Source organism: Polynucleobacter sp. JS-JIR-II-c23, assembly GCF_035011225.1.
In the GTDB taxonomy this organism is placed as follows: Bacteria; Pseudomonadota; Gammaproteobacteria; order Burkholderiales; family Burkholderiaceae; genus Polynucleobacter.
Window position 1 is genome coordinate 184,881 of record NZ_JAYGQT010000001.1, and the last position, 14,004, is coordinate 198,884.

General features: G+C 46.0%; 12 protein-coding genes and 1 riboswitch. Of the genes, 10 read left to right on the plus strand and 2 right to left on the minus strand.

The features are described from left to right. Window positions 1-16 precede the first annotated feature (16 nt). A riboswitch (S-adenosyl-L-homocysteine riboswitch) is annotated at window positions 17-129 on the plus strand. Between the two features lie 61 nt (window positions 130-190). Then, on the plus strand, window positions 191-1,636 hold the full coding sequence (gene ahcY, locus VC159_RS01075) for an adenosylhomocysteinase (protein ID WP_215360473.1): 1,446 nt from the start codon (window positions 191-193) through the stop codon (window positions 1,634-1,636). Between the two features lie 37 nt (window positions 1,637-1,673). Continuing rightward, entirely contained in the window at window positions 1,674-2,504 is an 831-nt protein-coding gene (metF, locus tag VC159_RS01080; RefSeq protein ID WP_215358746.1) for a methylenetetrahydrofolate reductase [NAD(P)H], read from the plus strand. Window position 2,505: 1 nt separating this feature from the next. Here the strand turns inward: metF and VC159_RS01085 are convergent, their stop codons facing one another. After that, window positions 2,506-3,123: a 5-formyltetrahydrofolate cyclo-ligase gene (locus VC159_RS01085; RefSeq protein ID WP_323472419.1), complete on the minus strand. Its 618-nt coding sequence runs from the start codon at window positions 3,121-3,123 to the stop codon at window positions 2,506-2,508. Between the two features lie 93 nt (window positions 3,124-3,216). Between VC159_RS01085 and VC159_RS01090 the strand changes: the two genes are divergently transcribed. From VC159_RS01090 to VC159_RS01100, 3 genes are read left to right on the plus strand one after another with little or no spacing between them, the layout of a single operon-like run. Beyond that, on the plus strand, window positions 3,217-5,175 hold the full coding sequence (locus VC159_RS01090; protein WP_323472420.1) for a lytic transglycosylase domain-containing protein: 1,959 nt from the start codon (window positions 3,217-3,219) through the stop codon (window positions 5,173-5,175). Window positions 5,176-5,206: 31 nt separating this feature from the next. Further along, entirely contained in the window at window positions 5,207-6,115 is a 909-nt protein-coding gene (locus tag VC159_RS01095) for a complex I NDUFA9 subunit family protein (protein WP_323472421.1), read from the plus strand. Then, a complete protein-coding gene (locus VC159_RS01100; RefSeq protein ID WP_323472422.1) occupies window positions 6,115-7,245 on the plus strand; it encodes a polynucleotide adenylyltransferase in 1,131 nt (376 codons plus the stop codon). The genes VC159_RS01095 and VC159_RS01100 overlap by 1 nt, the downstream gene beginning before the upstream one ends. A gap of 7 nt (window positions 7,246-7,252) precedes the next feature. On the opposite strand, the gene VC159_RS01105 is transcribed toward VC159_RS01100, so the two are convergent. Then, window positions 7,253-8,440 (minus strand): class I SAM-dependent methyltransferase, encoded by a 1,188-nt coding sequence (locus VC159_RS01105; protein WP_323472423.1) that lies wholly within the window; start codon window positions 8,438-8,440, stop codon window positions 7,253-7,255. Window positions 8,441-8,465: 25 nt separating this feature from the next. On the opposite strand from VC159_RS01105, the gene VC159_RS01110 reads away from it, so the two are divergent. Genes VC159_RS01110 through glmS form a run of 5 tightly spaced genes read left to right on the plus strand, consistent with a single transcriptional unit; the run spans window position 8,466 to window position 13,948 of the window. After that, complete coding sequence (locus VC159_RS01110; RefSeq protein WP_323472424.1) at window positions 8,466-9,275, plus strand: SDR family oxidoreductase; 810 nt, start codon at window positions 8,466-8,468, stop codon at window positions 9,273-9,275. Window positions 9,276-9,298: 23 nt separating this feature from the next. Further along, window positions 9,299-9,694 (plus strand): dihydroneopterin aldolase, encoded by a 396-nt coding sequence (locus VC159_RS01115; protein WP_323472425.1) that lies wholly within the window; start codon window positions 9,299-9,301, stop codon window positions 9,692-9,694. 23 nt (window positions 9,695-9,717) lie between these two features. Further along, on the plus strand, window positions 9,718-10,626 hold the full coding sequence (ttcA, locus tag VC159_RS01120; protein WP_216262878.1) for a tRNA 2-thiocytidine(32) synthetase TtcA: 909 nt from the start codon (window positions 9,718-9,720) through the stop codon (window positions 10,624-10,626). Beyond that, on the plus strand, window positions 10,623-12,116 hold the full coding sequence (gene glmU / locus VC159_RS01125) for a bifunctional UDP-N-acetylglucosamine diphosphorylase/glucosamine-1-phosphate N-acetyltransferase GlmU (RefSeq protein WP_323472426.1): 1,494 nt from the start codon (window positions 10,623-10,625) through the stop codon (window positions 12,114-12,116). Before ttcA ends, glmU begins: the two co-directional genes overlap by 4 nt. Beyond that, on the plus strand, window positions 12,116-13,948 hold the full coding sequence (gene glmS / locus VC159_RS01130) for a glutamine--fructose-6-phosphate transaminase (isomerizing) (protein WP_323472427.1): 1,833 nt from the start codon (window positions 12,116-12,118) through the stop codon (window positions 13,946-13,948). Before glmU ends, glmS begins: the two co-directional genes overlap by 1 nt. The last annotated feature ends 56 nt before the right edge of the window (window positions 13,949-14,004 follow it).

Below are 14,004 nucleotides of genomic sequence, written 5' to 3' on the forward strand. Positions count from 1 at the left end.
TTTACAATTACGGCATACCTTCAAGGAGCGTTGCAAGGAATGCTGAGACCCAGCACTTCCCCAGGCTTGAAGGGAGTGGGCTCTAAGGTAACCCCCGGAGTTTGCTAATTGCAACCGCGCTCGCTAACCCATGATTCAATGGCTAGCGAGTTTCTACTCCAGCATTGGATCGTATTTAGCTGGAGCATTAATGAATACCGTTTCTGATTTAAATAACTTTGTTGCAACTCGTTGCGCAATCGCTGATATCTCTTTGGCTGACTTCGGCCGCAAAGAAATCGCCATTGCTGAAACCGAGATGCCAGGCTTAATCGCCATTCGTGATGAATTTGCTGCACAACAGCCATTGCGTGGCGCACGCATTACTGGTTCATTGCACATGACCATTCAAACTGCAGTATTGATCGAGACGCTAGAGGCACTCGGTGCTGAAGTTCAATGGGCATCTTGCAATATTTTCTCTACACAAGACCATGCTGCTGCAGCCATTGCTGCTAACGGCACGCCAGTATTTGCTATTAAAGGCGAAACCCTTGAGCAGTACTGGGACTTTACTCACCGCATTTTTGAGTGGGCTGACGGCGGTTACACCAATATGATTTTGGACGACGGTGGCGATGCTACTTTGTTGTTGCACCTTGGAGCACGCGCTGAGAAAGATCAAGCTTGCTTGAATAATCCAACCAGCGAAGAAGAAACTATTTTGTTTGCTGCTATCAAGAAAAAATTGGCACAAGATCCAACTTGGTATTCAACACGCTTAGAAAAAGTTAAAGGCGTTACAGAAGAAACGACTACCGGTGTACATCGCCTGTATCAAATGTTCGCCAAGGGCGAGTTGAAGTTCCCAGCTATTAACGTAAATGACTCTGTTACTAAGAGCAAATTCGACAACCTCTATGGTTGCCGTGAGTCTTTAGTAGATGCGATCAAGCGTGCCACTGACGTGATGGTTGCTGGTAAGGTTGCAGTCGTTTGTGGTTACGGCGATGTGGGTAAAGGTTCAGCTCAAGCATTGCGCGCTTTGTCCGCTCAAGTTTGGGTAACTGAGGTTGATCCAATCTGCGCACTACAAGCTGCGATGGAAGGCTACCGCGTTGTGACCATGGATTACGCTGCTGATAAAGCCGACATCTTTGTTTCTGCAACTGGTAACTACCATGTGATTACACATGACCACATGGCGAAGATGAAGAATCAAGCCATCGTTTGTAACATTGGTCACTTTGATAACGAGATCGATGTTGCTGGTATTGAGAAATACAAGTGGGAAGAGATCAAGCCACAAGTTGATCATGTGATTTTCCCGGCCGCCAATGGCAAGCCTGAAAAGCGCATCATTATCTTAGCTAAGGGTCGTTTGGTTAACCTGGGTTGCGGTACAGGACATCCTTCATACGTCATGAGCTCTTCATTTGCAAACCAAGTGATTGCCCAGATTGAATTGTGGAATGCAGTAGGAACTGATAAATATCCAGTCGGTGTTTACACATTGCCTAAGCATTTGGATGAGAAGGTTGCTCGCTTACAGCTCAAGACTCTGAATGCAGAGTTAACTGTGTTGTCAGATCAGCAAGCTTCCTATATTGGTGTAACGAAGCAAGGCCCTTACAAGGCTGACCACTATCGTTATTAATCCAATCACTGTTCAATAGATACCTAGGCCCAAAATCATGGAATTAAGCGTCGAATTCTTTCCTCCAAAAACACCTGAAGGTGAGAGTAAGTTGCATCTGGTACGTGAGCGTTTTTCTGAAACGCTCAAGCCCGCTTTTTATTCCGTGACCTTTGGTGCTGGCGGTTCTACTCAGTCTGGCACATTAAAAGTGGTGAGCGACATTCATGCTGCTGGTGCAGCTGTTGCCCCCCACTTATCTTGTGTAGGTAGCTCACGTGAGAGCGTGCGCGAGATGCTCAAGCAATATCAAGCCTTAGGCGTGAAGCGCATTGTGGCTTTGCGCGGCGACTTGCCTTCTGGCATGGGCCAGTATGGCGAGTTTCATCATGCCAATGAATTGGTAGAATTTATTCGTGCAGAAACAGGCGATTGGTTTCATATCGATGTAGCCGCTTATCCAGAAACGCATCCACAGGCAAAGTCGCCTGCTAGTGATATCGATTTCTTTGTGCAAAAAATGAAGGCGGGCGCAAATTCAGCTGTTACTCAATATTTTTACAACAGCGATGCTTACTTCCGCTTCGTAGACGAGGCTTATGAATTAGGCGTTACACAGCCAATAATTGCCGGCATTATGCCGATTACCAATAGCAGCCAATTGCTCCGCTTCTCTGACGCCTGTGGTGCCGAGATACCGCGTTGGATTCGTTTACGTCTTCAATCCTACGGTGATGACATCGCTTCTATTCGTGCATTTGGTGAAGAAGTGGTGACTGACTTGTGTGATCAGTTGTTAACTGCTGGCGCACCTGGAATCCATTTCTACTCGCTAAATCAGGCAGATGCAGTTTTAGCGATTGCAGACAATTTGGATTTAACGAAGTAAATCAAATAAGTAAGCCAGACTCCGTCAACAGCATATCCAGGGGCTCGTCATGTGTTTGAGCAGCCCATTGAGAATCATCTAATTTTTGCCAATCAAATCCAACCCCCATGCAAATGAGGTTTGGATTGTCTTTTCGCAACTGCGCTAGGGTTCGATCAAAATACCCGCCGCCATAGCCTAGTCGCCAGTAGTGTGCTTTACCGCTCACAACAGAGCTAGACCAGCCAACGCAGGGAATCAGGATACAGTCAGGAATGAGTTGTGGCCTGGCAGTGTTTTCTGGGCTGGGCTCAGGAACGCCGTGCGCGCTTGGAATTAATGCATCCCCTTCTTGCCACTCAAAAAAATCAAGGTGTTTATCAGGTCGCGCATAGGGCAGCGCTAAGCGACGCTCAGCGGCATTCTTCATCCAGCTTAATAAAGTGGGCCGTAAATCAATTTCATCCTGAATAGGCCAATAAAGCGCTATTGAGCGAACGGATTTGCCCTCATTGACTAAAAAATGATTAAGACCTGCAATCAGGCCCGCTTTTGCGGAAGCGTAGCTATTCCCAGAAGTAAATTCTTTGCGTTGTTTTAATAAATCTTGGCGAAGAGTTTTTAGTGAATTACCGTGCATACCGACCATTATCAGGCGAAAATTAAAGGATATAGTAATCAAGTACTGCAGGGCCCCCAGCCTTGCAAATAGAGATAGGGTTGGATCGTAAGAATGAAGTTTGTAACAGTAAACAGCAAATACCTTCAGTGGGCCAAAATTCTGGTTTTGGGTCTAGCGCTAGGCGCGTCCAATTCCTATGCTGAAAAGCTGAAGAAGCCAAGCCTACCTAAGTCGTATGAAAGCAAGGCTGCCCCAGCTGAAATTACCGATACCGATCGGATGTTCATTGATTTGCGCGAAGCTGCAAAAAAGAATGATGTATTTCGTACTCAGCAACTTTCATCCAATCTGGTTAATTATCCATTTGATGACTACGTAGCTTATTTCCGGATCAAGCCGCAATTATTTGATAGTGCTGGCGGTGCACGTAATGACTATGGTGCAGATGCTCAAGTGGTTGCATTCTTAAATCAATATCAAGGCACAGCATTGGCTGACCGTATGCGCAATGATTGGTTATTGGTTTTGGGTAAGCGTAGGGACTGGGCACGCTTTGATGTGGAGTACGCTAAGTTTGTATTAGACGACGATACGCAAGTGAAATGCTATTCCTTGTTGTCTAAATTATCTCAAGGTGAAAATCCAACAAAATTAGCGATTGATTCTCGAGCAGTGTTGCTTGATCCAAGTTATTTTGGACAAGCTTGCCAAGAATTGGTTCCATCTTTAGTTGCTGCAGGCGGCATGTCCCCGAGTGAGGCTAAAGCTATTGGGCGTGCGGCTAGTGAGAGGGGCTATGACACGATGGCGCGTCGCCTTGGCGGTGAAGATCCGATCACAGATATTGTTAAGGCTGCAAAGGCTGATCCAGCAAAGGCCTATCGCGACTTTTCTCAAAACGCTTCACGCTATAGCAAAGAAAACCAAGCTGTTGCTTGGGGTGTGATCGGGCAATTTTTGGCCAAAAAATTAGACCCTAATGCAGATGATGCCTTCCGCTTGCAACAAGAGCTAGGCTATAACGAGCTTCTTTCAGTCGAGTCACAAGAATGGAAGGTGCGCGCAGGCTTGCGCGCTAAAGATTGGACTCTAGTTAAAAATGCGATTGATGGCATGAACCCAGCGGTGCGGGCTAAAGATCCTGCATGGACCTATTGGTATGGTCGTGCGCTCAAAGCTGAAGGGCAGGACACAAAGGCCAAAGACAGTTTTGAAATGATTGCTGATCAATACAACTTTTATGGCCAGCTTGCGCGCGAAGAATTAGGCAAATCTAATAATGCGCCTGCTAAAACGAAGGTGACTGAGCAGGAGATAGATGCAATGGCCAGCCGCAAGGGCTTTATTCGTGGTGAGCGCTTGTATTCCATGAATCTTCGCTTCGAAGGTAATCGTGAGTGGAATTGGGAATTACGCAATATGACCGACAAGCAGTTGTTAGCAGCTGCCGAATATGCAAAACGAATCAATTTATATGACCGTGTCGTTAACACTGCTGATCGTACCAAGCAAGAGCATGACTTTAGCTTGCGCTACCCAACTCCGTACAAAGAAGAGCTATCTCCTATTGCGCGTCAAATAGACCTCAATCTTGCTTGGGCTTACGGCTTAATTCGTCAAGAGTCACGCTTCATTATGAACGCAGCCTCTTCTGTGGGGGCTTCTGGATTAATGCAGGTGATGCCGAATACTGCAAAGTACGTTGCAAAAAAGATCGGAATGGCGAATTACACCAATGACAAATTGAGTGATACGAATACCAATTTAACTTTAGGCAGTAATTATCTAAATATGGTTTTGATCGATCTGGATGGATCATGGGTTTTGGCTTCCGCAGCCTATAACGCAGGCCCTTCACGCTCAAAGGCTTGGCGGGAAAAATTATCTGGCCCAACAGAGGGCGCTATTTTTGCTGAAACTATTCCGTTTACAGAGACGCGTGTTTATGTGAAGAATGTGCTTTCCAATGCGAATTACTATTCGTCGGTGATAAATGGTCAGCCACAATCTTTAAAACAACGCTTGGGTGTAATTACACCTAAGGCTGCAACTCAATCCGAGCTTCCTTAAATGATTTATTCCTTGGTAAAGAAAGCTTCTTATGAAATATGACATCCTTCTAATCGGGGGCAATGGATTTGTGGGCCGGGTGATTGCTGCGCAACTTCAGTTAGCGGGTTACTCCGTATTAGTCCCAACGAGCCATTTAGGCGCTGCACGTGAATTGCGCATGTTGCCTAAGGTACATGTCGAAGAGGCTGATGTTCATGAGTTTGATGAGCTGCAGAGCCTCTGTGGGCGCATTAAGCCGAATGGCGCTGTGATCAATTTGGTCGGCGCGCTACACGATAAGCCTGCCAAACCTTATGGAAAAGTATTTAAGGCTGCCCATGTGGAGCTTCCGAAAAACATTATTACGGCAATGCAGTTGCATGGATTAAGGCGTTATTTACATATGAGTGCATTGGGCGCTGACTCTCATGGCCCATCGATGTATCAGCGTAGCAAGGGTGATGGTGAGGCTGCAGTGAAGGCCAGCGATTTGAATTGGACCATCTTTAGGCCTTCAGTCATCTTTGGTGCCCAAGATCAGTTTATTAATTTGTTTTCGAAATTGACTAAGTTATTTCCAGCCATGCCTTTAGCGAATTCCGAGGCGCAGTTTCAGCCGGTGAGCGTAGATGATGTTGCGAGTGCATTTGTTAAATCCTTATCGATGCCTCAAACCATTCGTCAGTCCTATGACTTGGTTGGCCCAGCGGCCTACACCATGAAAGAGATTGTTGAGTTTGCTGCACGTAAGGCTAAAACCTCGTGCCTCATCATTCCTGTGCCTGCTTTTGTGGGCTATCTACAGGCATTGGCATTTGAATTCTTGCCCGGTCCTACATTGATGTCTCGTGACAATATTGCATCTATGCAAGTGCCCAATACTTTGCCAGTGAATAGTGTTGATGCGTTGCCGGAAGTATTCAAAATGAGTCGTCGCAGCCTAGAGGGTATGCAGTAATGAAAATCTACGCAGTAGGCGGAGCCATTAGGGACACCCTTATGGGTTTACCTGTGCACGACATTGATTATGTTGTGGTGGGTTCCAGCGTAGAAGAGATGGTTGCTAAGGGCTTTCGTCCGGTGGGCAAAGATTTCCCAGTGTTTTTGCATCCAGTGACGCAGGCTGAATATGCACTGGCGCGCACTGAGCGCAAGACTGGTAAAGGCTATAAAGGCTTTAACTTCTATGCCGACCCTTCTGTCACTCTGGAGCAAGACTTGGGGCGTCGTGATTTAACAATCAATGCAATGGCGCAAGAAGTGGGCGCTGATGGAAAGCAATTCGGCCCCATTATTGATCCTTATAACGGTCAAGAAGATTTGGCTGCCAAAGTATTTCGTCATGTTTCAGATGCATTTGCAGAAGATCCATTGCGTCTCTTACGCATTGCTCGCTTTGCTGCACGCTTTCCTGAATTTAGTGTTGCTCCTGAAACGCTCAGCGCTCTTAAGGCCATTACTCAATCAGGCGAGTTAAATGCTTTATCGGCAGAGCGTATATGGCAGGAATTAGCCAGGGGCTTAATTGCTTCTAAGCCGATGCGCTTGTTTCAGGTTTTATTGGATACCGGTGCTGCCAGAACGATATTGGCGCCTTCATTGACCACCCAACTGTCTGAAGAGTCGTTCCGTGAAGAGCTCATCGCGTATTTTTCCTTAGCTGGACATAGTATTGAAGAGCGCTGCGCAATTGCCTTAATAAATTTGTCCGCAAATGAAATTCGTTCATGGGCTGAGTGTGTACGCATGCCAATTGATGTGCGAGATTTCAGTGAAATATTTAGTGATCTTAGAATCTTGGTAAATAAGCATCCCGAGAATTCTTATCAGGCAGTAGATGTTTTAGCTTGGTTCAACCGTGCAGATGTTTGGCGTAAGCCGGATCGAGCACAAGCACTTTTGAATCTTGCGGATAAATTGGGAATGCATGTTTCCCCTTTGATCAATGCAATGCGCACCACTCAAGCCATCAATACTGCCGAAATAATTGCTGGCGTTGCTGCAGAAGATCGGTCTAATGGTGAGCGCATTGGCAGTGCATTTGAGTCTGCTCGGTTGTCTGCAATTACTGCAGCTCTAGCGGCTTAAAAAACTTCTACAGTCTATTTCTGCCGCGTAGACCTGGCAGATCTTCAAGTACATGTCCCGGTAGTAGGCTCTCTAATTTCTTAGAAAATGCAAAGACCTTAAAGAGTTCGCCCATCTCCGCTTCAGACAATAACTTTTGTAAAGAATTGGAGATTGGCAGGAAGGTTTCTGGATCGCTTGGATCGCCAATTTCTAAAGCAATGTCACCAATGCCAGCATCTAATAGATACGCAGCCTGGTTGGTAAGGTATACATCATCCACATTTTCAGCCAACGCGCTACGAGCAATTTGGGACCATTCAACGTGCGTTGTTAAATCGCAAAGACCAGGTAGATGAAATGGATCTTGAATTGCATGATGGCGATGATGTGCCATGAGGGTGCCCTCAAGCCTTTGTGGGTGGTAGTACTCGCTTTCAGGAAATCCATAGTCAAACGTGAGGAATAAGCCGGCATCTAAATGTTTTGCAACCTGTTGCATCCAGGCATTTGCTGGCGCGTGTAGTTCGGTGACATAAGCTTCAGAGAAGTTGCCGCTGAGAAGGCTTTCAGGAAGTAGTTGTTGCTCGACCGGTGAACCTACTTTCCAGATCAGCTTGTCATTCTGAAATGCAACACCGTACCAATACCAAAATCCATTTTGATAAATGATGGCATCACAAGGAATCGCATCAATCACTTCGTTGGCCAGAATGATGCCTTTGAAATTTTCAGGTAAACCCGTTAACCAATTACATTGGGTCTTAAGATTGAGTTGTCCAACAGTATTTCTAATTCTTTCTTGTTGGCGCTGTGCTAAGTCTGGTGAAATTTCGATAATGTCGTAACGATCCAAATGAAAGCCAAGGTCATTCAGGCGGGTAAGTATTGAAGTAGCAAGCTTTCCTGTTCCAGCGCCAAACTCCAAGATTTGAGTGGGCAGACCTTTTTCCTTGAGCCCCTCAAGTACAGCCAGGAGAGTGGAGCAAATGGCTGCTCCAAAGAGAGGGCTTAGTTCAGGGGCAGTAGTGAAATCGCCGCCGGCACCTAGTTTGTGAGCGCCAGCACTGTAATAACCCATGCCGGGCTCATATAAAGCCATCTCCATATAGCGAGAGAATGGCAGCCAGCCGCCCTTTAAGGCGATTTGAGAGGCTATTTTGGCCTTTAGAAGCGCACTATGCTCCGTTTCAAGGCTGGTCAAGGTAATATCCATAGCTCGCTAGTCTAAGAGAATTTAATTGAACCCTAGTTCAACGCCCCCATCCCAGCAAGGAAAAGCAGTTTTAGTGACCGGCGCCGCCAAGCGCCTGGGTCGAGAAATTGCCTTGCAGTTTGCCCGTCAGGGCTGGGATGTTGCCGTTCATTATGGGCGATCTGAGCAAGAGGCCCAAGAAACCATCAGAGAAATCAAAATGATGGGTGTGAAAGTCCAAGCTTTCCAGGCAGACTTGGCTGATGAGGCTGCCACTAAAGACCTTTTCCTGGCTGTCAGCAAGGCATTCCCTAATTTGGCTTGTTTAGTGAATAGCGCGTCTATCTTTGAATATGACCGTGCGAATTCGAGCACCCCGTTAAGTGGAAAAAGTTTGCTAGACCATATGCAAGTCAATTTAACTGCGCCAATTTTGCTTTCTCAGCTGATGTTTGAGTTTCAAAAAAGTAAGCCAAATACACTCGGCGTCATTCCAGTAGTAATTCAACTGCTAGATCAAAAGTTGATTAACCCTAATCCAGATTATTTGTCTTACACATTGTCTAAAGCAGCGCTACTTTCTTCAGTTGAATTATTGGCAATGGATTTTGCGCCTCATCTGCGCGTAGTCGGATTAGCACCCGGAATCTCTTTGCCATCAGGCGATCAAACAATGGATGGTTTTTCCAAGGCCCATCAAATGACGCCGCTAGGTAGATCCTCATCGCCTGCAGATATTGCAAAGGCAGCCGTATTTTTGGCGGACTCTAGCGCCATCACCGGAACCACCTTATATGTGGACGGTGGGCAACATTTATTACCATCATCACGTGATGTGATGTTCAAAACCAATTAAGTATTTTTAAAAAGCAAATATACATGCACGCCATTCTTTCTCATCCCGCTCTTGTTGACTGTCGCCGTTTATTTCTCCGGGACTATGAGATTTATATCAACATCGGAGTTCATGACTTTGAGAAAAAAGCAGAGCAGCGCGTCATCCTCAATGTGGACTTATATATTCCCCTTGATATGAATACGCCAACTAACGATCAGTTGGATGAAGTAGTGGATTACGACTTCATGCGTGAAACCATTAAGGCTCGGGCCTCTCAGGGACATATTCATTTACAGGAAACCTTTTGCGATGACATCGTGACGGCAATGTTGTTGCACTCAAAGGTATTGGCTGCGCGTGTAAGCACGGCTAAGCCAGATGTCTATCCAGACTGTCATTCGGTGGGTGTTGAAGTATTCCGTATCAAGAATTCTTAAATAGAATTTAGAAAAGAACTCTTATGGGCGATATTCGTAAAGTTGTCTTTGAAGAAAACAAGCTAGAGAAGAAACTCTGCCGCTTGGTAGGTCAGGCCATTGGAGACTTTGGCATGATCGAAGAGAGCGATAAGGTCATGGTATGTGTTTCGGGTGGTAAAGATAGTTACGCCATGCTCGATATTCTGATGAAGCTGCGTGAGCGCGCGCCAATCAATTTTGAAATTGTTGCAGTGAACTTAGATCAGAAGCAGCCTAATTTCCCTGCTGAAATCTTGCCCAATTATTTGAAGAGTTTAGGTGTTCAGTATCACATTGAAGAACAAGATACTTACAGCATTGTGAAGCGTGTGATTCCTGAGGGTAAAACCACTTGTGGATTATGCTCACGCTTGCGCCGAGGTATTTTGTATCGTGTTGCAGATGAGTTGGGCGCAACAAAGATTGCTTTAGGTCATCATCGTGATGACATTCTAGAAACCTTGATGCTCAATATGTTTTATGCGGGCAAGCTAAAAGGCATGCCACCCAAGTTGCGCTCAGATGATGGCAAACATATAGTGATTCGCCCCTTAGCTTATGTCCCTGAGAAACTGCTTGAACGTTATGCGGCAGATATGAACTTCCCGATTATTCCGTGCGATTTATGTGGAAGTCAGCCCAATTTGCAGCGCCAGGTCATGAAAGAAATGCTGCGCGATTGGGAAAAGAAGCATCCAGGTCGAGTGGAGAACTTGTTCCGCTCTATGCATCACATCGTCCCATCCCATTTGATGGATGGTGAAGCCTTTGATTTCAAAAATCTGGAGATTTCCACCGAGTTAGCGGGTATTGCCGCTAGATCTTCTGGCGACAGGGCAATTGATGAGGCTGAATTGGATGAATTAGCCTGTGGAACCATGATTCAGGGGACTTATAATCCCCCTTTATGAATATCGTCATTTTGGCTGCTGGGCAAGGAAAGCGGATGAAATCCGCTCTGCCCAAGGTCCTGCAAACTCTCGCAGGCAAACCCCTGCTCCAACACGTTCTCAGTACTGCGCTTTCACTACAAGACAAAAAGTCTAAATCTGGCCCCGTTGTAGTGGTTGGTCATGGTGCAGCAGATGTAAAAACATTCTTGCTAAACACAAGCAAGGAAGATCCAAGCTTTGGCAAAGTAAGCACTGCGCTGCAAGCTGAACAAAAAGGAACGGGTCACGCACTATTGCAAGCCTTGCCTAAATTAGATGTTCAAGAGCCCACTTTAGTTTTATATGGCGATGTTCCGCTCACTACAAAAAAGACGCTGGCTAAATTAGCGAAGTTGGCTGATGGCTTCAGAGGACAAGATTCTGCATTAGCTTTGCTGACACAGAACCTTGGCAACCCTACTGGCTACGGCCGCATCGTGCGCGATGCTGACGGCTCTGTAAAAGAGATCGTTGAAGAAAAGGATGCGACGCCTGCACAAAAAGCAATTCAAGAAATCAATACCGGCATCATGGTATTGCCAACGAACTCATTGAAGAAATGGCTTAAGTCTTTACGTGCCAGCAATGCACAAGGCGAGTACTACTTGACTGATGTGATTGCCATGGCTGTTAAAGACGGTGTGCCGATTCGTACAACACAAGCTGATGATGAGTTTGAGACGATTGGCGTTAATAGTCGTGATCAACTCGCTGCATTAGAGCGTGTACACCAAATTAATATTGCCAATCAATTAATGGATGCAGGCGTATCGCTTGCTGACCCTGCACGTATTGATGTGCGCGGCACCTTAGAGTGCGGCACTGATGTATCAATTGATGTGGGGTGCGTATTTGAAGGTTGCGTCACTTTAGATGCTGGCACAAAGGTTGGACCATATTGCGTGATTCGCAATAGCGTGATCGGTAAAGGCGTAGCCATTCATGCATATAGTCATGTAGATGGCGCCAAAGTAGGTAATCAATCATTAATTGGCCCCTATGCTCGTTTGCGTCCTGGCGCAGATTTATCAAATGATGTGCATATTGGTAATTTTGTGGAAGTGAAGAACAGCAAAATTGCCGCTAATAGCAAAGCAAATCATTTAGCTTATGTCGGAGACTCCATTGTTGGTTCACGAGTCAATATTGGTGCTGGCACCATTACCTGTAACTACGATGGCGTTAACAAACACCAGACCATTATTGAAGATGATGTCTTCATTGGTTCTGATACTCAGTTGGTTGCGCCTGTGCGTGTTGGCCGTGGTGCCACATTGGGCGCAGGAACAACCTTGACTAAAGATGCGCCTGCCAATCAGCTCACAGTATCCAGAGCAAAACAAATTTCCTTGCAGTGGCAGCGCCCTATCAAGCAAGAAAAGAAACCAGTGAAAAAAGCAGCAGCAAAGACGGCTGTGAAGAAGGCCGTCAAGAAGACGGTTAAGAAATCTGCAAAGGGTAAAAAATAATGTGCGGTATTGTTGGCGCGGCCTCCCATAAAAATATTGTTGATGTTTTGGTTGAAGGTTTACGCCGCCTAGAGTACCGTGGTTATGACTCTTGTGGTTTTGCGGTCATTAATGGCGAGGATGCCAAGCACCCCATCGAAAGAGCTCGAACTACTGCACGTGTTTCTGAATTAGGTGAGCAAGGTAAAGATTTTTTCGGCACCTTGGGTATTGCGCACACACGTTGGGCTACCCACGGTAAGCCAGATACCCAAAATGCCCACCCCCATACTTCCAACGACTTAATTGCGGTTGTACACAACGGCATTATTGAGAACTATGAAGTTCTTCGTGCAGATTTAAAAGCTGCTGGATATGTGTTTACCTCTGAAACAGATACTGAAGTTATCGCCCATTTAATTCACCAGCAATATGTGGCTAGTGGTCAAAAAGATATTGCGGCATCGGTAAGAGCAGTACTTCCTCAGTTGCATGGTGCATACGCTATTGGCGTGATCGCACAAGATAATCCAAGCACTTTAGTAGGCGCCCGCGTTGGATCTCCTCTGGTGGTTGCCATAGGCGATCATGAGCACTTCTTAGCTTCTGATGCTTTGGCATTGGCAGGACGCGCTCATTCCATGATGTATTTGGAAGAAGGTGATGTTGCTGTTCTCAAGGCTGATTCTGTTGATGTGGTTGATCAGGCTGGTAAGGTCGCTCAAAGAGAGCTGAAGCCTATGCCAGCACAGGCTGACTCGGTTGATCTTGGCCCATATCAGCATTACATGCAAAAAGAAATCTTTGAGCAGCCTAGAGCAATTGGCGACACGCTTGCCAATATCGCTGACTTTGGTCCTGAGCTATTTGAAGCAAAGCCAGAAGACTGGAAAGCTTTTGAGCAGATTTTAATATTGGCATGTGGCACAAGTTATTACTCCGCATGTGTTGCTAAATATTGGCTAGAAGATATTGCGGGCATTCCGACTCAAGTGGAAATTGCGAGTGAGTATCGCTATCGCACCACCGTGCCAAATCCAAAAACACTCATTGTGGTGGTTTCACAATCTGGCGAGACAGCAGATACCTTAGCAGCATTGCGTCATGCCAAGAGTTTGGGCCACCGCTTTACATTAGCCATATGCAACGTGGCTAGTAGCGCCATGGTTCGTGAAACTGATTGGCATTTTTTGACTAAGGCTGGCGCTGAAATTGGTGTTGCTTCAACAAAGGCATTTACTACGCAGCTTTTAGCGCTCTATCTCTTGGCGGTTTCGATTGCTAAGCGTGATGGCAGAATTTCTCCAGAAAAAGAGAAGGAGCTCCTGCGTGACTTGCGCCATTTACCAAAAGCGCTACATGCAGTACTAGCGCTTGAGCCACAAATCATAGCCTGGAGCGATGCTTTTGCTAAATGTGAAAATGCCCTATTCCTAGGCCGTGGAATGCATTACCCAATTGCACTTGAGGGTGCATTAAAGCTCAAAGAAATTTCTTATATCCATGCTGAAGCTTATCCAGCTGGCGAGTTAAAGCATGGACCGCTTGCTTTAGTTACAGACAAGATGCCGGTTGTTACCGTTGCGCCAAATGACGTCTTATTGGAGAAACTTAAATCTAATATGCAAGAAGTCAAAGCACGTGGCGGCAAGCTATATGTATTTGCTGATCAGGATACTCATATCTCCAGTAGCGAAGGCATCAATGTCATCAAGTTGCCTGAGCACTATGGCAACCTCTCGCCAATATTGCACGTAGTTCCTCTACAGCTATTGGCTTATCACACAGCCTGCGCACGCGGCACCGATGTCGATAAACCTAGAAACCTTGCAAAGAGCGTGACAGTCGAATAATTTTCCACTTGTTTGACATTCACCTAGAGTTGTGAACAAATTTCAGTAGTTAAATC